We start from the raw sequence: 23,730 nt of genomic DNA, 5'->3' as shown, positions 1-23,730 counted from the left end.
TTCCCCGGTTGAACCAATTCTCAGAAGCTGTCCACGGCGCGCGAGCGTTTGAGCTTGCGGGCCGGGGTGTGCGGGCCTTCGGGTTCTTCGCGGGAAAGTACGGCGAGAAGACGTTCGCGGAGTGCTTCTTTGCGGGCTTTCGAGAGTGTCGCGGCGCCGCTGTCGGATTTTACATAGAACGCATCGAACACGCGCTCCCCGTAGGAGCCCACATGCGCCGAATGGATCGAAAGCTTCATGTCGGCGAGCACTTCGGCGACCTCATGCAGGAGGCCCGGCCGGTCGCGGGCGGCCACATCAATCACCATGTAGTCGAGCGAGACTTCGTCATGGATCTGGACCGAAGGCTGGACGAGGAAGGCTGCCTCGCGCCGCCCGGAGCGGGACTTGACGGCCCCGCCCGGCACCTTGCCGCCGAGCGCGCCGAGGATCGCCTGTTCAAGCTTGGCAAGGCGCGGCCCGTCGCCCTCGCCATAGGGCAGGCCGCGGGCATCGTGCAGCATGAAGACGTCAACGATGCGCCCGCCCTTGGAGGTGAAGACCTGCGCGGCGACAATGTTGGCGCCCATACGCGCGAGCGTCCCGGCAAGGTCTGCGAAGAGGCCGGTGCGGTCCTTCCCCGAGACGAGCAGGGCGACGGCCCCGCCTTCCGGCGCCATGCGGGAGGTGACGACATCGCCGCCCGTGGCGAGCGCGGCCGCATGCCAGGCGATGTCATCAGGATCAAAGCCCGTCCAGTAGGCGGTTTCCAGCTCGAGCAGGAGTGACGGCACGGCGCCGATGCGTTCCACCAGGGCTTCGCGGCGCATTTCGGCCCGGCGCTCCAGCTCGGAGAGAACAGCGGCCTCATCCGTACGCCCCCCGCGAAGAGCGGCGGCTGTGTTGTGGTAAAGGTCGGCCAGCAGCTGGCCTTTCCACGCGTTCCAGACGGCCGGACCGACCGCTTTGATGTCGGCCACGGTGAGAATGTAAAGGAGGCGCAGCCGCTCCAGAGAACCGACAAGGCGGGCAAAAGTCGCCACGGTACGCGGGTCGGCAATATCGCGTTTCTGAGCAGTTTCGCTCATTTCCAGATGGTGGCCGACAAGCCAGACGACGAGATCGGTCTCCTCGTCCGGGATGCCGAGGCGCTCACAGGCGCGGCGCGATGTGCGCATGCCTGCTTCCTGCTGGTCGCCCTTCCCCTTGCCGGTGTCATGCAGAAGCATGGCCAGATAGAGCGCGCGGCGGTTTTCGATCTGCCCAAACAGCTCGGTTGCGAGCGGCGCCGTATTGCCCCGGCCATATTCGAGATCGGCAATCGTTTCGACAGCGCGCAGGGTATGCTCATCGACCGTATAGTGATGATACATGTTGAACTGCGTCTGTGCGACGATTGAGCCGAATTCGGGAATCGCACGGCCCAGAACCCCGGCTTCGTTCATACGGCGCAGGATCGGGCCCGGTTCCTTCCCGCCGAGGATCGCGTCGAGAATCAGGGCGCGCGCGCCTTCTGTTTCCCGCACAGCCTCGCTCAGCCCCCGGAGATTCCGGGTTAGTGCCGTCAGGGCGCCGGGATGGATATCCTTCTGCTCGCGCCGGGCAATCGTGAACAGGCGCAGCATGTTCAGGGGATCTTCCGACATCACCTTGTCTTCGGTGATGTTGATCCGGCCGGTCTCGATCAGGAAGCCCGCTTCGGCGAGCGGCTGGGGCGGGCGCGAGGGCAGGAAACGGCGCAGGCCTTCGGGTTTCTTCTTGTGATCGGCTTCCAGCTTGGCCGCCAGGATGCGCGTCAGGCCGCCAACATCCTTGGCCACAAGGAAGTAGCGCTTCATGAAGCGCTCCACCCCCTGCTGCCCTTCCCGGTCGCGATAGCCCATGCGGGACGCAATCTCGGGCTGCAGGTCAAAGCTGAGCCTGTCTTCGGCGCGGCCGGTCACAAAGTGCATATGGCAGCGCACCGTCCAGAGGAAACGAGCGGCGCGGATGAAGATCGCATACTCATGGTCCGTGAACGGTCCGGTGCGCATCACATCTTCCAGCGTGCGCCCGCCATACATGTGCTTGACGATCCAGTAGAGTGTCTGCAGGTCGCGCAGGCCGCCCTTGCCGTCCTTCACATTAGGCTCGACGACATAGCGCGCATCACCCATCCTTGTGTGGCGGGCATCGCGCTCGGCCAGCTTGTCGGCAATGAACTGGGCATCCTTGCCCTTGATGGCATCCTTCCGGAACAGCGCCATCATGTCATTGGCGAGCAGTTCGTCGCCGCAGATGAAGCGCGCGTCCAGGAGGCTGGTCTTGATGGTGACGTCATCAGCGGCCAGCTTCACGCAATCGATGGGTGTACGGAACGCATTTCCGACTTTCAGTCCCATGTCCCAGAGGGCATAGAGCATGTATTCGATCACGCTCTCGGTATGCGGGCTTGCCTTGTAGGCGCGCAGGAACAGAAGATCGGTATCCGAGGACGGCGCCATGACGCTGCGGCCATAGCCGCCGGTGGCCAGGATTGCGAGGCGCTCGGCTTCAGTGGGGTTGGACGCACGGTGAACGTGCGTCACCGTGAAATCGTAAAGCGCGTGGATCACCTCGTCCTGAACCGCCGCGAGAAGGCGGGCGGTGTCGAGACCATCGGCCCCCTGTTGCAAACGCTCCTGCGCAATCAGGCGGCCGCGGAACATGGCCCCGTGCAGCAGGTTGAGCGCCGATTTCCGCGCCGCCGCATCATGGCCGAGATTGTCCAGCGCCGCGGCCGTCAGCTTCACCCGCAGGGCGCGGCCATCGATGATGTCGGCAATGCGCCATTTGCCGGGCCGGCGGGAAGCTGGCGTGCGGCCAGCAGACAGGAGCGTCGGGGGGGATTTTGTCGGAGGCGTCATCAAGGGGTTACTTAGCAGGTTTTCGTGGCGGGCCGCTATGCACCCTTTTCGGCAATGACCGGAAGAATTCGCGACTTCTTGACCACGCCATACGCAAAACTGGTTTCAATTGAGGCAATGCCGGGCAGCGTCTGGATGGTCTGGCGCACAAGCTGTTCATAATCGTCCAGGCTACGGGCGACGACGCGCAGCTCATAGTCGGCCCCGCCGGTCATCAGGTAGCAGTCCAGCACGGCGTCGGTTTCAGCAATCTTCTGCTCGAAGGCGCGGACCGTGTCCTGCGCGTGATTGGCGAGGCGGATACGAACAAGGCAGGTGATGGGAAAGCCGCAGGCCTTCTGATCCACCAGCGCAGAATATCCCTGAATTATGCCGGCTGCTTCGAGATTCTTCACCCGCCGCAGGCAGGGCGAGGGCGAGAGGCCCACCTCCTCGGCCAGTTCCAGATTGGTCAGCCGCCCATCCCGCTGCAACGCGCGCACGATTTTGGCATCTATGGCGTCCATGAGGCACCTCATTGGCATATTATGCCAAAATATGAGCATAACATGGGCATCTATGGCAAGTATGGCCGCTGGTTTTCTGTTACGATACCAGAAACTCAGGAGAACTGGCCATGGCTTATGACGCTTCCCGCCCGCTCGGCCCGGCGACCCGCGCGATCCATCACGGATACGACCCGGCAAAGAACGACTTCGCGCTGACCCCGCCCCTGCACCTTACCTCCACTTTCGCCTTCCCTGACGCTGAAACGGGCGGCGCCCTGTTTGCCGGGGAAGCCGAAGGCCACATCTATTCGCGCATCTCCAACCCCACCGTGGCCCTGCTGGAAGCGCGGATTGCCAACCTGGAGGGCGCCGAAGCCGGTCTCGCCACCGCTTCCGGCATGGGGGCGATCTCATCCCTGATGTGGACCCTGCTGAAGCCGGGCGACGAGATCATCACCGACAAGACGCTCTATGGCTGCACCTTTGCCTTCATGCGCGACGGGCTTTCCCGCTTCGGCATCAAGATCACCCATGTAGACTTGCGCGAACCGGAAAACCTCGCTGCCGCGATCAGCGAGAAGACACGCCTTGTCTATTTCGAGACGCCGGCCAATCCCAACATGCGCCTGGTGGACATTCGCGCCGCCGCGCGCATTGCCCATCAGGCCGGCGCGCTGGTTGCCGTAGACAACACCTATGCCACCCCCCTGCTCACCCGGCCGATTGAACTTGGCGCTGACTTCGTCGTCCATTCAGCCACGAAATATCTCGGCGGTCATGGCGACCTTGTGGCGGGCATCGTGCTTGGCCGCGCCGAGGCCATCAAGGAAGTGCGCATGGTGGGTGTGAAGGACATGACCGGATCGGTCATGTCGCCCTTCAATGCGATGCTGGTGATGCGCGGCCTGAAGACCCTGCAGCTGCGCATGGCGCGCCATTGCGAAAGCGGACTCAGGATCGCGCAGTGGCTGGAAGCCCAGCCCGGCGTCGAGACGGTCTATTATCCGGGCCTGGAAAGCCATCCGCAGCATGACCTCGCCAAGCGCCAGATGCCGGGCTTTGGCGGCATGATCGCGCTGGAGCTGAAAGGCGGCTATAAAGCGGGCATCGCCATGATGAACCGCCTGCGGATGATCCGCCGCGCCGTCAGCCTGGGGGACGCTGAAACCCTCGTCCAGCATCCCGCGAGCATGACGCACTCGACCTACAGCCGCGAAGAGCGTATCGAACATGGCATCAGCGACGGCCTCGTGCGCCTCTCCGTTGGCCTGGAAGACGCCGAGGACATTCTCGCCGACCTCGCCGATGCTCTGGGCACGAATGAGGGGTGAGGGTCACCCCACAATCGTGTGGACGCGGTTATACCAGAGGGGCGAGTTGGCAAGATCAATAAATTTGCGTTCGTCCTCCAGCAGCTCCCGCGCGGCCTCTGCCACGCCGGGCTTCTGAGCGTTGGCACGCATCGCCTCCTCGCTTTCAAACCAGAGCTCCGCGATCCCGTCATAGGGCTCTGAGGCGTCACGCGAGGCGCGGGCGGCCGCGCTCATCTCGTCAAACCCGGCATGGATCTGCTCGTATTTGAGAATGCCGAGCGTCTTGGCCCTGGCGGCTACCAGCGGGGCATGGGTGCCCAGCCAATAGCGCTGAAACTCCTCCCGGCTGAGATGCGGCAGGCGCCGCAGGCAGAAGGTGAGCTTGATCATCGCGCGCCCTCCCTGGCTCAGAGCAGGTCGCCGCCAGCGGCCGCAGCCGTGGTGCCATCCTTCTTGTAGGCGCGGATGACATTCTTGCCGGTGATCCACTTGTGCACTTCATCGGGCCCGTCGACGAGACGCTGCGAGCGTATATGCGTGTACCAGGCGGCCAGCGGCGTATCGAGCGAATAGCCGAGCGCGCCGTGCAGCTGGATCGCGGTATCGACCACCTTGTGGACCATATTTGCGAGGAACACTTTGGCCATGCCGTTTTCCTGGCGGATGTCCATGCCGTTTTCGGCCTTGTAGGCGATGTGCATCAGCATGAGCCGTGCGATGTAAAGCTGGCTGGCGCATTCGGCGAGCATGAACTGGACGCCCTGACGGTCTTCCAGACCCTTTCCGAAGGTCGAGCGGCTGGTTACCTGCTCCGTAGCCAGATCAAGTGCGCGCTGGGCCATGGCCACATTGTGCATCCCGTGGCGAAGGCGGCCATAGGCAAGACGGTGCTGGCCCATGGCAAAGCCCATTCCTTCGCCGCCCAGCAGGTTTGCTTCGGAAACGACGAGATTGTCGATCTTCACCTCGGCATGCCCGCCGCCCATTTCGGCATAGTGGGGGCCGTGGACCGCCATGGTCGGGATGTCGCGGAGGATCTTGTAGCCGGGATTGGGCAGTTCCACGATGAAGGTGGAGAATTGCTGGTGACGCGGAGCGTCGGGATTGGTCTTGGCCATCACGACGGCAATGTCTGCTGCCGTTGCAGCGCTGGAAAACCACTTCTCTCCATTCAGGACATAATTGCCCTTCCCGTCCTTTACGGCGGTTGTCTGCATGCCGGTGGCGTCAGCCCCGGCGGCCTTCTCGGTCATCGAGTAACAGACACGTTTCTGGCCTTCGAGGATGGGCTTGAGATATTTCTCTTTCTGGAAATCGGTACCGTGGGCCAGCAGGGTCAGCATGGTTGCATCGTCCGGCCCCTGAGAATTCATCGACAGGGCGCCCAGATGGCTCTGGCCGAGTTCCATCTGCACCAGCGCATTGGCCAGCGGGCCAAGCCCCATGCCTCCCTGTTCCTTCGGGATGAAGGGAAGCCAGAGCCCTTGCGCGCGGGCTTTCTTGCGCAGGTCGGCCAGCACGTCCTTGTAGGCGCGGCCGCCGGACATCTCGCGCTCAGCCGGAATGCATTCCTCCTGCACCCAGCGGCGCACCCGCTCGCGCACTTCCTTTGCCTCTTCGGGAATCGTGAAATCAATCGCCATCGGGGCGCTCCTCCTCAATCTTTATGGGGAGAGGCTAACCGCGAAATCCGGGCCTGCACAGATTGCCTTCGCGTCAGCCCGGCGCGTAATCCACGCGCTCCAGGAAGAGCCCATCGCTGGGCGCGACAGGCCCGCAGCGCGCGCGCTCTGCAGCCTCAAGGATCTCGCGTGCCCACTTAACGGGGTGGCGGCCACGGCCGACCTCCACAAGACTTCCCACGATCGAGCGGACCTGGCGGTGAATGAAGCTCGGCGCCGAACAGGTAAACTCGATCCGGTCTCCATAGCGCGCCACGTCAAAGCGGCTAAGCGTTTTCACCGGGCTAAGCGCCTGGCACTCAGTGTCGCGGAAGGTCGTGAAATCATGTGTACCAACGAGCAATTGTGCCGCCTCATGCATCTTTTCAGCGATCAATTTGGACGGTACGCGCCAAGCGATGCCCCGGTCGATTGTCAGATCTGCACGCCGGTTGATCACGACATAGCGATAATGCCGGGCCGTGGCCGAGAAGCGGGCATGGAAATCCTCCTCCACCCTTTCGGCCTTCAGAACGGCAATGGGATGGGGTCGCAGATGGAAATTCATCGCATCGGCCACCTTGTTGGGCCGGTCCTGCCGCAGATCCATATGCGCAATCTGGCCGGTCGCGTGCACGCCGGCATCGGTGCGGCCTGCGCCGACCACCTCAACCGGGCCGCCATCAAGGCGCGCGGCCGCCGCCTCCAGTGCCCCTTGCACCGTTTGCAGGCCCGGCAGGCGCATCCAGCCCTGGTAGGGGCCGCCATTGTATTCGATGAGGAGTTTGTAGCGTGGCATGGCAAGCCCGGTGCCAAAGCTGCGCTTCCGGGTCAACCGGGCTTTCAGCCACCAAAGGCTTTGGGATAGGTCAGCGTGCCGGTTTCCGGGCCGACCGGTGCCAGCCTGAGCGCCATGAAATGTGGGCCGGACCAGGGGCTGGTGAAGGGTTTGGCTGCAGCCTCGCTGAAGCCGAATTTGGGGTAATAGGTGTTATGGCCCAGGACGAAGACGAGGCTTTCGCCCGCGCCTTCGAGGGCTTTCAAGCCGAGCCGGATGAGGCGCGCGCCCACGCCCGTCTGCTGCAGCTCTGGCAACACGCACATCGGGCCAAGCCCCACCCCCACCGGCGCGCCATCGATCCTGATCCGGAAGAATTCGATATGCCCGACAATCTCGATATTGCCAGTCGCAACGAGAGAGAGAATGCTGTCTCCATCGGCATGCAGCGCGCGCGTGATGCGGCCCTCATCCGCGTGGCCGAACCCAGCCTCGTTGACCTCCACGATAGCGTCCAGATAGTCCGGACGAAAAGGGCGTAGCCCTATATCCATCAGCAGAAGAGCGTCCCTGACGCAACACTGTTTCCAGCCAGAAAGTCCCTTGCATCCAGCGGCTTTCCGCCCGGCTTTTGCAGCCTGAGGAGCCGCACGGCGCGGCCATCGCCGCAGGCGACAGAGAGGCGGTCGTCGAGGAGTGTTCCGGGTGCAGCCAGGTTCCAGAGGTCCGTCAGCTCACTGAGCAGAACCTTCAGCCGCACAGGCCCCTGCCCCAGATCGGCCTCACACCACGCTCCTGGCGAAGGCGAAAGTCCGCGTATCTGGCAGTCCACTTCGGCGGCCGGTCTCGTCCAGTCGATGCGCTGGTCTTCGGCGGTGATCTTCAAGGCATAGGTCATGCCCTCTTCTGTCTGGGGGATCGGCTTCACGCTGCCCTCGGCAAGGCCGGCCAGGGCACGCGGCGCGAGCTCTGCAGCCAGGACAGCGAGCCGGTCATGCAGCGTGCCGGCAGTATCCTGCGGGGTGATAGGTGTACGGACAGAAGCAAGGACAGGGCCGGTGTCGAGCCCGGCTTCCATCATCATCGCGTCAACGCCGGTTTCCGTGTCGCCCGCCATGATGGCGCGCTGGATCGGCGCAGCGCCCCGCCAGCGCGGCAGGATCGAGGCGTGCATGTTGAGGCAGCCAAGCCGCGGCGCGTCCAGCACCACTTGCGGCAGGATCAGGCCATAGGCGACGACCACGGCCGCATCGAGGTTCAGCGCAGCAAACGCTTCCTGCTCCTCAGCCTTCTTCAGGGACTTTGGCGTGCGCACGTCCAGGCCGCGCGCCTCTGCAAAGGCATGCACCGGCGTCGGCGTCAGCTTCTGACCCCTGCCCGAGGGGCGCGGCGGCTGGGAATAGACGCAGGCGATGTCGTGTCCGGCCGCGATCAGCGCGTCGAGCACGCCAAGCGCAATGCCGGGGCTTCCCATGAAAGCGATGCGGAGGGACATGGGAGCTGGCTCCTTCGGGTTAGGCCCCACCGCGACACTATCGAGGCACGCGGGTCAAGTGCGTCCGAGCCAGGACCATCCAGGGATCCCGACGGCCTGATTGGAACCGAGCCAGAATACGATCGTCGCAGCAATCAACGTTGCAACCAGCCACCGGAACCGCATGTCCCGGAAAAAGCGCATCAGTTGGCGTCTTCGCGAATGGCGCGGATGCGGGCTTTCTTTACCTTGTCGATGGCGCGGTCCCGCTTCAGGCGGGAGAGGTAATCAATGAAGAGTGTGCCTTCAAGATGGTCCATCTCGTGCTGGATGCAGACCGCGTAGAGGTCTTCGGCCCACTCATCGACCTGTTTGCCATCATAGTTCAGATAACGGATCCTGCACCGGGCCGGGCGTTCCACCTGGTCGAATATGTCCGGAACAGAAAGGCAGCCCTCTTCATAGGGCTTTGTTTCCTCGATGGTCTCGAGGATTTCCGGGTTCACGAAATAGCGCGGCGCGGGCTCTTCGCCCTCGCGCGCAAGGTCCATGACGATCACGCGCAGCGGCACGCCGACCTGGATTGCAGCCAGGCCAATGCCCGGCGCGTCGTACATCGTCTCGAGCATGTCATCCATGAGCGCGCGGATGTCATCGGTAACCCCGCCCTCAACGGGCTTGGACACCTGTTTCAGGCGCGGATCTGGGACGGTGAGGATTTCGCGAATAGCCATGAGTGTCAGATATGCAGCCCATCTGCCAGCGTCAACGGGCGATCACTCTGCGGGCAGCTTCTTGGCAGGCTCCAGCGGAAGTTGGCCTGTATCCGGCGTATTTGCCCGCGCCTCTATCAGCTTGGCCTCAGGCGGCACCTTACCGGGCGGGGCAATCTGCATGTCCTCAAACTTGCGCAGGGTTGGCATGACCCGCTTGTCGAGCGAACCGAGCAGGCTGTTATAATGGTCCACCGAAGAATTGATGGACTTTCCAAGCTTTTCCGTATGCCCGAGCAGCACGCCCATACGGGTGTAAAGTTCTGCCCCAAGCTCTGAAGCGGCCTGGGCATTCTCGTTCATCTCATGCTGGCGCCAGAGATGGGCGACCGTGCGCGCCAGCGCGATCAGCGTGGTTGGCGTGGTGACGATGACAGATCGGCTCATCGCCTTTTCGATCAGGTCAGGCGCCTGCTCCAGCGCGGCGGCAAAGAAATTCTCGCCGGGAATGAACATCGCGATGTAGTCAAAGCGGTTGCCGAGATTTGACTGATAGTCCTTCGAGGCGAGCGTTGTCACGTGCCGCTGGACACTGTTTGCGTGCTGTTTGAGATGCGCCTGCCGCTCGGCCGGGTCATCTGTATTGGTTGCGGCCATGTAGGAGGCGAGCGACACCTTGGAATCGATCACAATCTGACGGTCGCCTGGCAGGCGGATGATCGCGTCGGGGCGCTGGCGGCCTTCTTCAGTGTCGTCGTGCACCTGCTCGCTGAAATCGCAATGGGCCGAAAGCCCCGCCTGTTCCATGACATTGCGAAGGGTCATCTCGCCCCAGCGCCCACCGCCCTTGGGCGCAGTCAGCGCATTCACCAGCTTGCCGGTCTCGGCCGTATTGCGATGCAGGCTTTCGCCGATGGCTTTCACCTGTTCAGACAGGAGCGACTTGTCTTCGATCCGCACCTTCTCCAGGGCTTCGACCTTCTGGCGGAACGTCTCGAAATTCTCGCCGATGGGCTTCATCAGCTCCTTGAGTTCGCCCTGGGCCCCTTCCCGGTGGCGTTTGAAGGTCTCTTCAGCGCGCTCAAGGAAGATCGTGTTGGCCCGCGCCAGGACGCCCTGGGCGAGCTCGGAAAATTTGCGCTCATCCTCGGCGCTGCGCGCCTCTGCGGCGGCAAGTTTCAGCTGCGCGTCCCGCGCCGCGGCGTCGAGCGCCTGTTCGCGCTGGCGCAGCCGGGCGACTTCACCCTGCGCCCCGTCACGTTCGGCCAGCAGTCTCTGGCGCTCCAGCGCCCCGCCCTGCCGGGCTTGCCAAAGGTATACGCCAAGCCCCGCCGTCAGCGCCAGCAGGACGACATGGATCAGGTCGAGTTCGAGCGATCCGATAATGACGATAGGCGGCATCGACTGTCCTTCAACTGGCGCCCAAAGAACATAATCGGAACGAACATGCGCTGTCTACACCTGTGGGGCGAGCGATACTGGCCCCACAGGCGAATTTCGCAGTCCGGAAATCAAGGGTTAACAGTCTCTCTGAACAAACAGAGGCTGCATCAGCCCTTCACAAAGCCCGCAAGACGCTTGGTGATGATCTCTTCGGCCTCAGCCATGATCCGGTCGATCAGCTCCTGGCAGGTCGGGATGTCATAGATGAGGCCGGCGACCATTCCGCACGACCAGGCGCCCGCATCCATCTGCCCGTCGAGCATGATCTTGGGATAGACGCCGGCGACTTCCTCGATGATGTCCTCGAACTTGAGGCTGGAGCCGAGCTCTTTTTCCTTCTGCAGGAGACGCTCAACTGCCGGGTTGGTCAGCACACGCTCGGTATTGCGCAGCGGGCGCATGACGAGGCGGGTGTCGAGTTCGGAGGCGGCCACGAGCGCCTGTTTCACATTCTCGTGGACCGGCGCTTCCTTCGTCGCGATGAAGCGCGTGCCCATGTTCATGCCCTCGGCGCCCAGCGCCATGGCGGCCACCAGCGAGCGGCCATCGGCCATGCCGCCCGACGCAATGAAGGGAATTTCAAGCTCGTCCATCGCGCGCGGCAGCAGGATGAAGTTTGGCACATCATCTTCGCCGGGATGGCCGCCGCACTCGAAGCCATCGACCGACACTGCGTCACAACCGATCTTCTGCGCCTTCAGGGCGTGGCGGACAGCGGTACATTTGTGGACGACCTTGATGCCGTTGTCCTTAAGGACCGGCAGCACCTGAACCGGATTGTTGCCGGCCGTCTCGACGACTTTCACGCCGCCTTCGATGATGGCTTTCACATAGCCAGGATAATCGGGCTGGTTCACCGATGGCAGGAAGGTCAGGTTCACGCCGATCGGCTTGTCGGTCATGTCACGGCAACGCGCGATCTCGTTGGCAAGATCAGCGGGCGTGCGCTGGGTCAGCGCGGTGATGATGCCGAGGCCCCCCGCATTGGAAACGGCCGCGGCCATTTCGGCAAAGCCGACAAAGTGCATGCCGCCCTGTACGATCGGGTGCTTGATGCCGAGCATTTCTGTAATGCGGGTTTTCATTGAGTCTCCTCCAGAAGGCTTGTTCGCTGGCGCCATCCTTGAACACCGGACCCGCCCGCCGCAAGACTGTCATTGGGGAAAGTTGCACCCAGGTCAGCTTTCTCACCACCATTGCGAGGGCCGCGAAACAGTTCTACCCCCAATACCCAGCCGACAGACGGAGCCCTCATGAAAGCCGCCCTCCCTCTCCTCTCGCTTGCGATCCTTGCCGCCTGCCATACCGCACCGCCGCCCGTCCCCCAGCCCGAAAGCGTTGCGATGGAACCGGATACCCCCGTCAGCCAGGCGCCCGTCCCTTCAGCCGGCGAGCAGTGGCTGCTCGGCTCGGCCGAAGCGCGCATCATCATGGTGCAGACCTGGAACGACATCGCGGCGTATGTTGAAGCCACAGCGGCCAACCGCCCGAATGCCAGCGTGATCCTCGCCCCCGGCGCCACGCCAGCGGCGCCTGAATTCCTCGCCTGCGGGGATAAACCCCTCGCCGCCGTTTTCGACGCCGACGAAACGCTGATCTGGAATACCGGCTCAACCGGCGCCTTCCGGCGGATGGACCTCGAATACACGCCCGAGATCTGGGCCGATTGGGAGCGCACCGGCGCAGGCAAGGCCGTCGCGATCCCCGGCGTCCTCGATGCCCTTCAGCGCATCCGCGCGGCGGACGTCGAAATTATCGTCAATACCAATCGCGAAGCCGTGAACGTCAAGGGCAATATCGCAACCCTGCGTATGGCCGGTATCGGCGATTTCGTGCACGGATCTACTCTCTTCCTCAAGGGCGACACGCCCGGCGGCTCCGCCAAGGATGGCCGCCGCCTTGCCATCTCGGAAAACTATTGTGTCGTCGCGCTCGCCGGTGATCAGCTCGGCGACATCGCAGACATCTTCAATGAGAAATCCCTGCGCCCGGCAGATCGCAAACAACTCTCTGCTTCGCCAGCCTTTGACGCCATGTGGGGCAAAGGCTGGTTCCTCCTGCCCAATCCGCTCTATGGACCGTCGATCGACGGCACCATGGATGAAATCTTCCCGCCTGAAACCTTCTGGGAACCCGGCACAAAGGACTGAATTTATGATCCTGTTCGTACACGGCGTACCTGACACGCCTATTCTCTGGGACCCGCTGATTGCAGCGCTGGGGATCAAGTCTGGCGAGTATATGGCGCCCGCCCTTCCCGGCTTCGGACGGAGCAAGCCGCCGGCATTCCGCAGCACCAAGGATGAGTATGCCGACTGGCTGATCACCCAGATGGACGCGGCGAACGGACCGGTCCATATCGTAGGCCATGACTGGGGCGCCCTCCTTACCCTGCGCGTGGCAAGCCTTCGCCCCGACCTCGTGAAAAGCTGGTGCGTCACCAACGCGGTCATCGATCCGGATTATTCCGGCCACAGAACAGCACGCATGTGGGCAACGCCCCTGCTTGGCGAGTTCGTGATGCTGAACATGCGCAACAAGCCGCGCCTGATCGAAGGCCTTGTCCAGGGCGGCATGCCGCGGGAACTGGCGGAGCAGGAAGTACCCCATATCGACAAGCAGATGCGCCAGTCGATCCTCAGTCTTTACCGCTCGGCCATTGGCCTGCGTTTCAGCGGGCATTGGGTCGAAGACCTCGCCAATCTGCCCGAGCATGGCCAGCTCTTCTGGGGCGAGAATGATCCTTATGTGGAGCTGCCGGTGGCGGAGCGCTTCTCCAAACGCCACGGCACACCGCTGCATGTCGAGCGCGGCACAGGCCACTGGGCCTGCCATGATCGGGCGGAAAATTTCGCAGCCGTGCTGAAGGCTCTATGGCAAAAGGCCGGCTGAAAAGCCGGCCCCTGCAACTTTTTCCACAACTTGATCAGGCCGCTTCCTTGCCGCCAATACCGGCCAGTTCCTGCTTGATCCGCTCAGAGAGCTGACGAACCGTGAAGGGCTTGGGCAGAAAGGACACCGCGCGGTCGTCCAGCTGCTGCGCGAGGTCGCGCTCGGCATAGCCGGAAATGAAGATCACCCGGGCATGGCCCAGCTTGTCCTTGGCTTCGCGGATCAGCGTGGGGCCGTCCATACCAGGCATAACCACATCCGAGATGATAAGATCGAAGGAGCCTGGCATGTCGGTGAGAATGTCCAGGGCTTCCTCGCCGTCGCACGCCTCTTCCACCTCATAGCCGCGCTGGCGCAGATGGGTTGCCGCGATGGAGCGCACGCCGTCTTCGTCCTCGACAAGCAGGATACGTCCGCGCCCGGACATATCCATCGGGCGTACGACGACCTTTGCCTGTTCGGCAAAGTCGGACGCCTCGGGAATGTCTTCAGCGGCGAGCGCCGGCAGGTAGATGTAGAAGGTCGTGCCCTTGCCGACGGCCGACACCGGACAGACGTACCCGCCAGACTGCTTGATGATGCCGTAGACCGTGGCGAGGCCAAGGCCTGTGCCCGAGCCCTGCTCCTTGGTGGTGAAGAAGGGCTGGAAGATCTTGTCGAGCAGATCGCGCGGCATGCCGCAACCATTGTCCTCGACCTCGATCAGCAGATACTCGCCATCCTCGACATAGTTGAAGCCCTTTGCATGGGCATCTTTGCCCGTTGCGCGGGCCGTGCGGATCGACAGCTTGCCGCCGTTGCGCTGTGAGATCATCGCGTCGCGGGCATTGGTGGCGAGGTTGATGATCGCCGTTTCGAGCTGGTTCTTGTCGGCCTTGATCCATGGCACATCCCGGCCATGCTTCACGTCCAGCTCAACCCGCTCATCAAGCACCTGGCGCAGCAGGATCGAGAACTCCGACAGGAAATCGGTGACGTTGAAAATCTCCCGCTTGAAGGTCTGTGCCCTGGCATAGGCGAGCAACATGCGGACGAGTTCGCGGGCCCGCGAGGAGAACTCGTGGATCGATTGCAGATATTCATAGGACGGGTCGCCCACAGGGTGGCGCGTCATCAGCTCTTCATAGTTGAAGATGATGCCCTGCAGGACGTTGTTGAAGTCGTGCGCGACGACGCCGGCCAGCTGGCCGATGGAGCGCATCTTCTCGCCATGTGCGAGGCGCGTTTCCAGAATGCGCTGCTCGGTGATGTCGATGATATAGGCCACCGATGGCCGGCCCGTGGAATTGAGCGTCACGAAGACATTCACATGCCGGGCTTCATCGCCGGCTGTCTTGAGCGCAACAGGCTTGTCGATCGCATCAACCAGCAGGGTCGCCAGCGTGTCTTCCCCGTCATCGGAAACGAACAGGTCCGAAAAGCGTGTCCCTGGCGTTGCCCGGCCGCTGGTCATTTCCATCAGGGCACGGTTGGCATCAAGAATGACGGCCCCGTCTACACGGTCGCCGTCCAGGCGAACGGCACCGAAGGGTGCGTCGTCAAACATCGGGTCGCCGTCCAGGCGCGGCGGGCGCGAGGCAGCCTGCAGCGCAAAGCGTTCCTCGCCGCCATTCAAAACCTGCGGGCTGGCCAGGATAATCGTGCGGCCGGCAGCGTCCACGCCGCGGCCCGACCAGCTGGTGATCGCCTGCACGGGGATTTCCACCCCGTCGCGGGCGCGCAGCTGGATGTCCGCGCGGCCGGGCGCGCCGGACTTGCGGTCGCGCGCCAGCATCTTCACGAACTCAGGCCGCATGATGTCGTCGGTGCGGATGTTCTTGGCCGTTTCCGGCAGGCCCAGCAGCTCGCGCAGCCAGGCGTTGGCATAGGTGATCGTGCCGTCCGGCTTGGCAGCGAAAAAGCCCATCGGAGCGTCTTCGACATAGAGGGATTTCAGGTCCGAGGCGCCCGTCGCCTCAAGCTGGCCCGCAATACGGCGGATGCGCCAGAGCACGCGGCCACGCGGCAGGGGCGAGACGTTGATTTCAAACTGCGCCGGCACCTGTTCCGGCCCAAGCGTCAGCGGAGGAAGCACTTCCCGGCGCTGCACACCCGCCTTGGCCGATTTCGACAACCGGTAAACCGGTGCCGCAAGGCCTGGATTGGCGCCGAAGAGGCGATCCACGGTGACAGGCCCGGTTTCCGAGGTGCCTGCGATCAATGCGAGCCGGGTGAGATCCCCATAGGCTTCGTTCGCCGCGACCGGCGCGCCGCCAGGATCTGTTACCAGAACAGCCTCGTCGAGCGCTTCGATCCACGGAAAGCGCGGCGCGCTGGCATTGGCCACGCGCGCGGCTGCGCCCTTCTCGGGGAAGAGCCCGATGAACCGCCCTGCCCCTCGAACCGTCCACAGCAGGAAGACAAGCCCGCCCGATGCCATGGTGATCAGAAGGATGGAACCTGTCGCGCCAGACGCGTTGGGCCAGGCGAGCGAAATGCTGGCAGCAGCAATAGAGAGGAGAAGGCATCCCCAGAAGCCCAGCTGCAGGAAGTCGATGCGCCGCCCGTCGCGGTCTCCGGCCTTGGCTGCGTCGGCTTCCTCGCCCGGCGTTACTGCCGCGAGTGTCAGCTCAAGCGTGTCTGCATCTTTACTCATGGTCTACCGCCATTCCATTCGGCCAGCGCCACTGCCCGGCACGGCCACGCCATATGCGAGGCTGGCATCACGCAACTCGATGCCAAGCCGTCACCTAGACTACCAGTTCTCGCACGGCAAAGGTTAACGAACCCGAAAAAGCCGTTAATAGAGACCGGGCAATCTTCCTCATCTGAACAGGATTCGGCTTATCATGGTATCACGACCGATCGCGCTCCTCGCAGCGCTTCTGCTGACAGCGGCCTGCGGCGCGCCCGCCCATCGTGAGCCCCGTGTCCCGGAATATTCTGCCGAGATCGTAGAGACGGAATCAGCGCGCCTGAATGCCTGGTTCGAGGAGAAGTTCGAAGCAGCCATTGCCCGCGATCCGATGCGCCTGACCGCTCTGGGGCGGCGCGAGCGATATGGGGAATGGACCGATCCATCGCCCGAATTCGACACGGAAAGCCTCGCCCTGCAAAAGGCTACTGTTCAGGAAATGCAGGAGAAATTCGATTTCAACAAGCTGGACGGGCAAGGCAGACTGTCCTGGAGACTGGCTGTCTACGAGTTGGAACGCGCCGAAGCAAACGCGTCGTTCCGCGATCACGGCTACACGTTCAACCAGATGTTCGGGGTCCAGTCTTCAATTCCCGCCTTCCTCATCAACCAACATAAGGCGACCAGCGCCGCTGACCTCGACGCCTACATCTCCCGGCTGGAAGCCCTGCCTGCGTATCTTGGCCAGCATTTAGAGAACGCAAATCGTGCATCCGAAAAAGGGATTCAGCCACCATCTTTCGTCTATGACTATGTCCTCTCAGATGCGCAGCGCCTTTTGACCGGCCACCCCTTTTCCGGCGCATCAGACGGTACGGCCGACAGCCCCCTGATGGCAGATTTCCGCGGCAAGACCGGCGCCCTCGTCACCAATGCCACGCTCACACAGGAGGAAGCAGACGCATTCATCGCCCGCGCCGAAGCGGCGCTGCTGAACGCTGTCGGCCCGGCCTATCAGGCCACCATTGAAGAGCTGAGCCGTCAGCAGCTCAACGCCACCGCCGATGACGGCATCTGGAAGCTGCCCGATGGCGCGGCCTATTACGACACCCGCCTCAGGGCGATGACCACGACCGATCTGACATCTGACGAAATCCATCAGATCGGGCTGGACGAGGTCGCACGCCTCCATGAGGAGATGCGCGCCATCATTGTGCAGGTTGGTTTTGAAGGGGACCTTCAGGACTTCTTCCAGTTCATGCGGACTGATCCGCGCTTCTACAAACCCGAAACGCCTGAGGGCCGCGAGGAATATCTCGCCGAGGCGCGCGCCGCGATCGCCCGGATGGAAGCCGACCTGCCCAGCCTGTTCAACACCTTCCCCAAGGCCGGCATGATCGTCCAGGCTGTTGAGCCCTTCCGCGAAAAGTCGGCCGGAAAGGCTTTCTACAGCCGCCCCGCCCCCGATGGCAGCCGCCCTGGTGTCTATTACGCCAACCTCTACCGGATGGCCGACATGCCGACCTATCAGCTGGAGGCCCTCGCCTTCCATGAAGGCATTCCGGGCCACCACATGCAGATTGCCATTGCCCAGGAACTGGAGAACGTCCCGAGCTTCCGAAAATATGGCGGCTATACCGCCTATTCGGAGGGCTGGGGGCTCTACTCCGAACTCCTGCCCAAGGAGATCGGGTATTATTCCGATCCGTATTCAGACTTTGGGCGTCTCGCCATGGAAATCTGGCGGGCCGCCCGTCTCGTTGTCGATACCGGCCTTCACTCCAGACAGTGGACGCGCGAGCAGGCCGTCCAGTATCTTATGGAGAACACGCCCAATCCCGAAGGTGATGCCCGCAAGGCCATCGACCGCTATATCGTGATGCCGGGCCAGGCGACTGCCTACAAGATTGGCATGCTGAAGATCGTCGAACTGCGCGAACGCGCTAAGTCAGAACTTGGCGAGGCTTTCGACATCCGTGATTTTCATGATGTGGTTCTCAGGGACGGCGCCGTGCCGCTCGCCATTCTGGAGGAGAATGTGGACGCATGGATCGCACAGACAAAGGGCGCTTGAACCGCCGCAGCACCGGCGCAGCCATTGGCCTGGCGATGTTGTGCCTAGCGGGGTGCACCTCAATCGCCAGCGCTTTCCTGGCGCCGAAGATCGATACCGCGGCTGCCTCGCTTGCCCCCGGCGACTTTGTGCTCGATACCACCCACGCGGCCCTGCTCTTCCGGATCAATCATCTTGGCTTTGCAGACTATGCCGGCCGGTTTGACCGCTTTGAAGCCAGCCTCCGCGGCGACGCGGCCTCTCCGGCAGAGGCCAGGCTTGAAGCCATCATCGACATGACCTCGCTGAATATCGCCAATCCGGAGTTTGCCGCAGAGCTGATGGGGCCCGGCTGGTTTGATGCGGACGCCCATCCTCAGGCAATCTTCCGGTCACGGTCCATAGAACTGACCGGGGAAACGTCCGCAATCATCACCGGCGACCTTACCCTAAAGGGCGTCACAAGGCCGGTCACACTCTCTGCCCGCTTCAATGGCAGCGCCTATGACCCGCTGCGCCGCGCCGACGTGGTCGGCTTTTCAGCAACCTCAGAAATCAGTCGCGCCGCGTTCGGCGTGGACCGGTTGTCAGGGCTCCTGACAGATACCGTCCGGATCGAAATCGAAGCGGAGTTTATCCGGCAAACGCCGGATTGAGCGCCCGCAGCGCCGGGCCACGCCGCGATATGCGCAGGGCCATCTTGTTTCCCTTGCGCCCGATCTGGGCTTCGGCGGCAACGTCCCCGTCCAGCCCGCCCGAAAGCAGCTCCACTGGCTGGTCTGCCGGCACGCCCAGAAGGAGCGTTGCCCCAGGGCGCAGGCTGCTCAGCTTTGACAGCGGCATCTCGACCCGTGCCACACGGGCCGTCATCAGAACCGTCAGGTCACGCGCTTTGCCTGCATCCTGCCTGTTCACTTGCGTTTCTTCTGCCGTGTCCGGCAGCAAGGCCTCGCGGATCAGGAGGCATGCGGGCCAGTCCGCCCCGCCCGCCCTCACGGAAAACAGGATTTCATAGGCCGCGCCTGGCGCCGCGATCGATGCGGCAAACAAGGGATCGGTTTCGACCCCGGCAAAGCCGAGCCCGCTGCCGATGAAGGGCGCCAGGGGACGCGTCAGCCCCTCAATCAGGGCGAGGTCAATCGGGCTGAGCTGCCTGGGCTGACCATTGGGAACCGGACCGCCACAGGCGGTCTCGATCATGATCTGGGCGAGCCCCGCCCCGAGTACCAGCATGGCGGCCACATCGCCGTCCGAACCGGCGCAGCAGACAATCGCCTGTCCCTGCTCTTCCCGGTTGGAGACTGCCTGCGCCAGGCTGGCCGGAGACAGACGTTTAACCGTGAACGCCGCCGCAATCCCGCATGTTTCCCGCATTGACCTCGACAGGCGCGCCGCGATCCGCCGGGCCGCGTCTTCCCGGCCAGATCTGGCCCTGGCTGGCGCGGCAGTGAATTCCGGCACGGGCCTTGGAGCGGGGGCCTCTTCCGGCAGGTCGTCCATGTCCGACAGGTCCGGGCGCAGCAGCATCTCGATCTCGGCAGCCGACAGCACGCCGCGCGAGGTGGGCAGGGGCCGGTCCGGGGGCATCGGTTCGCGCATCGGCGGGGTATCCGTCATTATGCGGCGCCGCAGCCGGGGTGAAACGTCCCAGCCATCCTCCGCATTGTCCTGCAGGGATACACTCTTCACGGAAGAGGCGGACGCCATGGTCATACCTATTAGTCGCCCTGAGAAGGTTAACGGCGCGTTAGTAAACTCGCTCGACGGGCAACTATTAACAGCGTCTGCCCCAACCGTTCACTCAAGTCTGGGGATTTTTACCCTCTGCTCAGGCCTTGGTAAGGGGCGATTCGGAACTTGGCGTCATATTGGTCGTGCGGCCAAAGAAGCTCGTACAAAAATCCGCCAAAGGCGTGGGGAAGATGACTGGAAAAAAGGCGGCACTCCGATCTGGAGCGCCGCCTTTTTGCTGTCTGCAAGGCAGGAAAAGTTGAGCGACTAGTCGTCCCGCAGGGTGCGTTCCTTGCGCTCGTGACGCTCCTGCGCCTCAAGGCTCAGGGTCGCCGTCGGGCGCGCTTCCAGACGGCGCAGGCCGATCGGCTCACCGGTCGCTTCGCAGTACCCGTAGCTGCCATCATCGATCCGGCGAATGGCGGAGTCGATCTTGGAAATCAGCTTGCGCTGGCGGTCGCGGGTGCGCAGTTCAAGGGCTTTGTCACTTTCCGCTGAAGCGCGGTCGACGATATCGGGGAGAGAGCCGGACTCGTCCTGAAGGTTGTGAATGGTCTGCTTGGCGCCGTCGAGGATGTCGGCCTTCCAAGCTTCCAGCATCCGCCGGAAATAGGCGAGCTGGCGTTCATTCATGAACTCTTCGTCTTCCGAGGGGCGATAATCGTCTGAGAGATCAATACTCACGGCAGACTCCTTCACTCGTTTGCGTGCCATATAGAGCGGACCTCCATTCACTGCAATCTCCGTGACTGCGGTGTTAAATCCTGTAATTTCAGACAATTACGACAAAAAAATGCCGAAATGCTGTCAGTAAACGCTTCAATGCCCCACAACGGCGTTCCTGCACAGTGCAAGTTGCACACCAGCACTTGATCTTTCACCCCCCGGCACGCTCTATGGGCATCCTCCCCCACAGTTGCCCAAACGGTAAAATCGTCGGAATGGCCCGCCAACGGAAAGTACATTCCCGAAAAGCTGGCTGGATGCTGGCAGTGATGTTCAATTCGCTGCTGATTCTGTTGCCGGTGATTGGTGCGCGAGCTGTCGCGAATGCCTACGATCAGGACCTTACGTCCCGCGAGGGCGCTGCCGAAGCGCTTCAGCATGCCAGTGAAAAGCTGCTGGACGAACTCGCCACGATTGGCCCGCGCGACGAGAACAGCAAGCTCCCCTACTGGCAGGACCGGATCGTGGCAGAACTCGACGCCCGCAACATGTCCGCCGTACGTGGCTACATGTTGGCAGCCCCCCAGATGCTCGGCCGGGATCTGGGCGAACAGATCCGGGTTCGTGCAGAAGCCGAAGTCACCGGCACGCCTGACGAGCGCCTGATCCGCGCCGCCATGCAGAAACTGCCCGAAAGCGTCGCCACGCGCATCCTGGAGACCGAGCGCTTCAATCCTCCGGCAGCGAGCCCGTCAGTCCAAGATGCGGTATCCGATATGCCTGCAGGCGATCCAGGCGCGGCGGAGAGGCCCGAAGCGCAAACGAGCGAGCCCTCTGGCCCGGAAGCCACGCCCACTCCGACCGCAGAAGAGACTATCCCGCTCTCCGAGCCTGCGCCCCAAGGAGAGCCCATCGTTCTCCAGGCCAATGTGCGCAGTGAAGACGAGCGCCGTTTCCAGATCCTCGGCAGCTATGCCGACCTCTCCAACATGTCCCAGCGCTGGATCGAGGGCGACCGCTCTGACGAGCTGGTTGTAAAGCTGACTGGCCTCGGCCTTGTTCAGCAGGATTACAGCGACGGCCTGTCGGATGCCGCAGCTCTTTCGGTCTCCATTCTGAAGTCTGCCCGCCGCTCTCAGCGCCTGACGCCCGGCTTCTCGGCCTATCTCGACGAACATGTGGACGCCGCCCTGCCCGATGAAAGGCTGCAGCCCGCGCTGGGGGAAGCCTTCGCTGAACTTGCTACCACCGATGTTCGCGCCGAACGGGTGCGCGCGGCCTACGAGGCGTCCGTCGACCGGACAGGACTGGCCGTCCTCGAAGGCGATCTGGACCAGATCCAGCGCCTGGCTGCCCAGACCAGCCCGGGCGGCGCCCTGACGATCCTGGCAGTCATCGAAGACGGCGCAGACCTGCAGCGCGCGCGGCTCCTGGCCGAAGCAGGCGGCGAGCGCCTGATCGTGCTGGTTAGGGAACAGGGCCGCGAGTCCCTGAAGATCGCCGACGCCGGTATCAGCTGGAACCGCAACACGGTGCTCGAAATCATGAGCCTGACGGCGGCCGGCATGCTGCTCTTCTGGGTGATGCTCTCGACCGTGCGGCTCTACATCAAGCTGCCCAAACCGCGAGCCGAGCCGCAGGGCGCCTGAAATCCCGGCAATATATCAGGCGATCCCAAACGCGCCGCGGATACCATCAATGATCAGCTGCGCCGAAAGCGCCGCCAGGATGACGCCCAGAATGCGCGTCAGCGCGCCGGCTACACTGGCGCCCATGAGCCGGACAATCGGCGTCGCGAGCAGGAAAATCACCAGCGTGATCAGAAGGTTCAGGCCAATCGCCGCCAGCACCACGCCCTGATGGGCCATGCTTTCAGCTTCCGACATGTAGAACATGGCCGTGGCAATAGAGCCTGGACCCGCAATCATCGGAATGCCCATCGGGAAGACCGACACATCTTCCGGCTCCGGATCATTGCGGTGCTCCTCGAGCACCTCTTCGGCGCGGTTTTCGCGGCGCTCGGTGCGCTTCTCGAATACCATGTCGAGCGCGATGAGGAACAGCAGCACCCCGCCCGCGGCGCGGAACGCATCGATCGAGATATGCATCGCATCCAGCAGCCATGCGCCGCCAAAGGCAAACAGCAGCATGATGATCGTCGCCACCAGCACCGACTTGTACGCCATCTTGCGGCGATAGGCAGGCGAGCCCTTCGCTGTCAGCGTCGCAAAGATCGGCGCCACCCCCGGCGCATCAATCAGCACGAAGAAGGTGACGAACGCGGCGGTGAAAAGGGAAATCAGTTCTGGCGACATGCGGCGACGCGCTAGGCTTTGCGTGCCGCTGCGTCAAGGATTTCGCGCACGGCCAGCGCGACCTGCACTTCACCAGGCGCCGCCTTGAACCGGGACAGGTCAGCGCCCCCCGCTGCCAGCGCCAGCAACATCCTGTGGCCGCGAAGGCGCTGCAGGAGACCTTCATTGCCCCGCGGGCTGTCAGCCCGGGCGATCCGGCCATTGCCCAGATCAACCGCCAGCCCCTCGCCGGAACCGGCTTCAAGCTTGCGGATGGCCTCTTCAAGACCTGTTGTTGCTTCTGCGCGCAGGGTGCGCGCCTGAACCTGGCTGCCGTCGGCCATCATGCGGCCTCCGATCCGAGGGGGGGCATCAGTTTCCGGCACCGGCTCAGCGCCTTGTAGAGGTCGCCGGCCACCACATCGGCGGAAATCTGCAGCACATCGTCGCGCGCATCGGGCATTCCGGCGATCAGACCGGCCAGCGCCTCGGCAGTTTGCGTATAGAGCGGCCCATCGACCTCGCCGAGCAGATACATCTGCATAACCGCGAAATAGGCGCGCTCGGCCGGGGTCGAGACCGCTGACGGGGCCAGAATGTCCTTCTCGCGCAGTATACGGGCCTGGGTTTCAAGCAGCAGCACGCCGCGCCGGTCGCCATTGCGGACGACAGCGCCGTTCACCACGAAGGTTTCGCCTGGCTTGAGAGAAAGTTTGAGCGGCATGCGTCCGGCCCCCATGGTTCGG

22 protein-coding genes are annotated in these 23,730 nt (G+C 62.9%); 6 read left to right on the top strand and 16 right to left on the bottom strand.

Going from position 1 to position 23,730, the window contains the following annotated elements; translation table 11 throughout:
• Positions 1-20 precede the first annotated feature (20 nt).
• Together KG722_RS13405 and KG722_RS13400 are read right to left on the bottom strand one after the other, a co-directional pair.
• On the bottom strand, positions 21-2,864 hold the full coding sequence (locus tag KG722_RS13405) for a [protein-PII] uridylyltransferase (protein ID WP_213272376.1): 2,844 nt from the start codon (positions 2,862-2,864) through the stop codon (positions 21-23).
• Between the two features lie 35 nt (positions 2,865-2,899).
• Positions 2,900-3,370 (bottom strand): Lrp/AsnC family transcriptional regulator, encoded by a 471-nt coding sequence (locus KG722_RS13400; protein ID WP_213272375.1) that lies wholly within the window; start codon positions 3,368-3,370, stop codon positions 2,900-2,902.
• A 110-nt stretch (positions 3,371-3,480) separates the two neighbouring features.
• On the opposite strand from KG722_RS13400, the gene KG722_RS13395 reads away from it, so the two are divergent.
• A complete protein-coding gene (locus tag KG722_RS13395) occupies positions 3,481-4,683 on the top strand; it encodes a methionine gamma-lyase (protein WP_213272373.1) in 1,203 nt (400 codons plus the stop codon).
• Positions 4,684-4,686: 3 nt separating this feature from the next.
• Here KG722_RS13395 and KG722_RS13390 read toward each other — a convergent pair whose 3' ends face one another.
• The 8 genes from KG722_RS13390 to KG722_RS13355 all read right to left on the bottom strand — a co-directional run bounded on the left by KG722_RS13390 (position 4,687) and on the right by KG722_RS13355 (position 11,819).
• On the bottom strand, positions 4,687-5,055 hold the full coding sequence (locus KG722_RS13390) for an EthD domain-containing protein (protein WP_213272371.1): 369 nt from the start codon (positions 5,053-5,055) through the stop codon (positions 4,687-4,689).
• Positions 5,056-5,072: 17 nt separating this feature from the next.
• Positions 5,073-6,308 carry an acyl-CoA dehydrogenase family protein gene (locus tag KG722_RS13385; RefSeq protein WP_213272369.1) on the bottom strand — a complete coding sequence of 412 codons (1,236 nt, stop codon included), beginning with the start codon at positions 6,306-6,308 and terminating at the stop codon, positions 5,073-5,075.
• 73 nt (positions 6,309-6,381) lie between these two features.
• Complete coding sequence (gene truA, locus KG722_RS13380; RefSeq protein WP_213272882.1) at positions 6,382-7,125, bottom strand: tRNA pseudouridine(38-40) synthase TruA; 744 nt, start codon at positions 7,123-7,125, stop codon at positions 6,382-6,384.
• A gap of 44 nt (positions 7,126-7,169) precedes the next feature.
• The gene (locus tag KG722_RS13375; protein ID WP_213272367.1) at positions 7,170-7,658 is read right to left on the bottom strand and encodes an N-acetyltransferase; all 489 of its coding nucleotides are present in this window, start codon (positions 7,656-7,658) and stop codon (positions 7,170-7,172) included.
• A complete protein-coding gene (fmt, locus tag KG722_RS13370) occupies positions 7,658-8,599 on the bottom strand; it encodes a methionyl-tRNA formyltransferase (RefSeq protein ID WP_213272365.1) in 942 nt (313 codons plus the stop codon). The genes KG722_RS13375 and fmt overlap by 1 nt, the downstream gene beginning before the upstream one ends.
• Positions 8,600-8,781: 182 nt before the next feature.
• Positions 8,782-9,312, bottom strand: coding sequence for a peptide deformylase (gene def, locus KG722_RS13365; protein ID WP_213272364.1), 531 nt, complete (start codon positions 9,310-9,312; stop codon positions 8,782-8,784).
• Positions 9,313-9,354: 42 nt separating this feature from the next.
• The gene (rmuC, locus tag KG722_RS13360) at positions 9,355-10,692 is read right to left on the bottom strand and encodes a DNA recombination protein RmuC (RefSeq protein ID WP_213272362.1); all 1,338 of its coding nucleotides are present in this window, start codon (positions 10,690-10,692) and stop codon (positions 9,355-9,357) included.
• Between the two features lie 149 nt (positions 10,693-10,841).
• Positions 10,842-11,819, bottom strand: a complete 978-nt coding sequence (locus tag KG722_RS13355; protein WP_213272360.1) for a nitronate monooxygenase family protein — start codon at positions 11,817-11,819, stop codon at positions 10,842-10,844.
• Between the two features lie 168 nt (positions 11,820-11,987).
• Between KG722_RS13355 and KG722_RS13350 the strand changes: the two genes are divergently transcribed.
• Entirely contained in the window at positions 11,988-12,884 is an 897-nt protein-coding gene (locus tag KG722_RS13350) for an HAD family acid phosphatase (RefSeq protein ID WP_213272358.1), read from the top strand.
• A 4-nt stretch (positions 12,885-12,888) separates the two neighbouring features.
• Positions 12,889-13,626 (top strand): alpha/beta hydrolase, encoded by a 738-nt coding sequence (locus tag KG722_RS13345; protein ID WP_213272357.1) that lies wholly within the window; start codon positions 12,889-12,891, stop codon positions 13,624-13,626.
• Between the two features lie 34 nt (positions 13,627-13,660).
• On the opposite strand, the gene KG722_RS13340 is transcribed toward KG722_RS13345, so the two are convergent.
• Positions 13,661-16,261, bottom strand: a complete 2,601-nt coding sequence (locus tag KG722_RS13340) for a response regulator (protein ID WP_213272355.1) — start codon at positions 16,259-16,261, stop codon at positions 13,661-13,663.
• Between the two features lie 193 nt (positions 16,262-16,454).
• On the opposite strand from KG722_RS13340, the gene KG722_RS13335 reads away from it, so the two are divergent.
• Both KG722_RS13335 and KG722_RS13330 read left to right on the top strand, forming a co-directional pair.
• Positions 16,455-18,314 (top strand): DUF885 family protein, encoded by a 1,860-nt coding sequence (locus KG722_RS13335; protein ID WP_213272353.1) that lies wholly within the window; start codon positions 16,455-16,457, stop codon positions 18,312-18,314.
• Positions 18,287-18,949 carry a YceI family protein gene (locus KG722_RS13330; protein WP_213272351.1) on the top strand — a complete coding sequence of 221 codons (663 nt, stop codon included), beginning with the start codon at positions 18,287-18,289 and terminating at the stop codon, positions 18,947-18,949. The genes KG722_RS13335 and KG722_RS13330 overlap by 28 nt, the downstream gene beginning before the upstream one ends.
• Here KG722_RS13330 and KG722_RS13325 read toward each other — a convergent pair.
• Positions 18,927-20,006, bottom strand: coding sequence for a FliM/FliN family flagellar motor switch protein (locus KG722_RS13325; protein ID WP_213272349.1), 1,080 nt, complete (start codon positions 20,004-20,006; stop codon positions 18,927-18,929). The genes KG722_RS13330 and KG722_RS13325 overlap by 23 nt on opposite strands.
• 285 nt (positions 20,007-20,291) lie before the next feature.
• On the bottom strand, positions 20,292-20,738 hold the full coding sequence (gene dksA / locus KG722_RS13320; protein ID WP_213272347.1) for an RNA polymerase-binding protein DksA: 447 nt from the start codon (positions 20,736-20,738) through the stop codon (positions 20,292-20,294).
• 227 nt (positions 20,739-20,965) lie between these two features.
• On the opposite strand from dksA, the gene KG722_RS13315 reads away from it, so the two are divergent.
• Positions 20,966-22,339 (top strand): hypothetical protein, encoded by a 1,374-nt coding sequence (locus tag KG722_RS13315; protein ID WP_213272345.1) that lies wholly within the window; start codon positions 20,966-20,968, stop codon positions 22,337-22,339.
• Positions 22,340-22,354: 15 nt separating this feature from the next.
• Here the strand turns inward: KG722_RS13315 and KG722_RS13310 are convergent, their stop codons facing one another.
• From KG722_RS13310 to KG722_RS13300, 3 genes are read right to left on the bottom strand one after another with little or no spacing between them, the layout of a single operon-like run.
• On the bottom strand, positions 22,355-23,005 hold the full coding sequence (locus tag KG722_RS13310) for a MarC family protein (protein WP_213272343.1): 651 nt from the start codon (positions 23,003-23,005) through the stop codon (positions 22,355-22,357).
• An 11-nt stretch (positions 23,006-23,016) separates the two neighbouring features.
• A complete protein-coding gene (locus tag KG722_RS13305) occupies positions 23,017-23,331 on the bottom strand; it encodes a hypothetical protein (RefSeq protein ID WP_213272341.1) in 315 nt (104 codons plus the stop codon).
• Positions 23,328-23,708, bottom strand: a complete 381-nt coding sequence (locus KG722_RS13300; RefSeq protein ID WP_213272339.1) for a flagellar biosynthesis repressor FlbT — start codon at positions 23,706-23,708, stop codon at positions 23,328-23,330. The genes KG722_RS13305 and KG722_RS13300 overlap by 4 nt, the downstream gene beginning before the upstream one ends.
• Positions 23,709-23,730 lie beyond the last annotated feature (22 nt).

The organism is Hyphomonas sp. (genome assembly GCF_018402285.1).
Taxonomy (GTDB): Bacteria; Pseudomonadota; Alphaproteobacteria; order Caulobacterales; family Hyphomonadaceae; genus Hyphomonas.
This window is presented reverse-complemented; position numbering and strand designations above follow the sequence as displayed.

Coding starts and splice junctions, on each gene's coding strand:
- KG722_RS13395 (WP_213272373.1), top strand. CDS start 3,481: ATGGCTTATGACGCTTCCCGCCCGCTCGGCCCGGCGACCCGCGCGATC.
- KG722_RS13400 (WP_213272375.1), bottom strand. CDS start 3,370: ATGGACGCCATAGATGCCAAAATCGTGCGCGCGTTGCAGCGGGATGGG.
- KG722_RS13335 (WP_213272353.1), top strand. CDS start 16,455: ATGGTATCACGACCGATCGCGCTCCTCGCAGCGCTTCTGCTGACAGCG.
- KG722_RS13330 (WP_213272351.1), top strand. CDS start 18,287: ATGGATCGCACAGACAAAGGGCGCTTGAACCGCCGCAGCACCGGCGCA.
- fmt (WP_213272365.1), bottom strand. CDS start 8,599: ATGTCCCTCCGCATCGCTTTCATGGGAAGCCCCGGCATTGCGCTTGGC.
- KG722_RS13405 (WP_213272376.1), bottom strand. CDS start 2,864: ATGACGCCTCCGACAAAATCCCCCCCGACGCTCCTGTCTGCTGGCCGC.
- KG722_RS13350 (WP_213272358.1), top strand. CDS start 11,988: ATGAAAGCCGCCCTCCCTCTCCTCTCGCTTGCGATCCTTGCCGCCTGC.
- KG722_RS13325 (WP_213272349.1), bottom strand. CDS start 20,006: ATGACCATGGCGTCCGCCTCTTCCGTGAAGAGTGTATCCCTGCAGGAC.
- rmuC (WP_213272362.1), bottom strand. CDS start 10,692: ATGCCGCCTATCGTCATTATCGGATCGCTCGAACTCGACCTGATCCAT.
- KG722_RS13345 (WP_213272357.1), top strand. CDS start 12,889: ATGATCCTGTTCGTACACGGCGTACCTGACACGCCTATTCTCTGGGAC.
- KG722_RS13390 (WP_213272371.1), bottom strand. CDS start 5,055: ATGATCAAGCTCACCTTCTGCCTGCGGCGCCTGCCGCATCTCAGCCGG.
- truA (WP_213272882.1), bottom strand. CDS start 7,125: ATGCCACGCTACAAACTCCTCATCGAATACAATGGCGGCCCCTACCAG.
- KG722_RS13310 (WP_213272343.1), bottom strand. CDS start 23,005: ATGTCGCCAGAACTGATTTCCCTTTTCACCGCCGCGTTCGTCACCTTC.
- KG722_RS13300 (WP_213272339.1), bottom strand. CDS start 23,708: ATGCCGCTCAAACTTTCTCTCAAGCCAGGCGAAACCTTCGTGGTGAAC.
- KG722_RS13355 (WP_213272360.1), bottom strand. CDS start 11,819: ATGAAAACCCGCATTACAGAAATGCTCGGCATCAAGCACCCGATCGTA.
- KG722_RS13305 (WP_213272341.1), bottom strand. CDS start 23,331: ATGATGGCCGACGGCAGCCAGGTTCAGGCGCGCACCCTGCGCGCAGAA.
- KG722_RS13315 (WP_213272345.1), top strand. CDS start 20,966: ATGGCCCGCCAACGGAAAGTACATTCCCGAAAAGCTGGCTGGATGCTG.
- KG722_RS13375 (WP_213272367.1), bottom strand. CDS start 7,658: ATGGATATAGGGCTACGCCCTTTTCGTCCGGACTATCTGGACGCTATC.
- def (WP_213272364.1), bottom strand. CDS start 9,312: ATGGCTATTCGCGAAATCCTCACCGTCCCAGATCCGCGCCTGAAACAG.
- KG722_RS13340 (WP_213272355.1), bottom strand. CDS start 16,261: ATGAGTAAAGATGCAGACACGCTTGAGCTGACACTCGCGGCAGTAACG.
- KG722_RS13385 (WP_213272369.1), bottom strand. CDS start 6,308: ATGGCGATTGATTTCACGATTCCCGAAGAGGCAAAGGAAGTGCGCGAG.
- dksA (WP_213272347.1), bottom strand. CDS start 20,738: ATGGCACGCAAACGAGTGAAGGAGTCTGCCGTGAGTATTGATCTCTCA.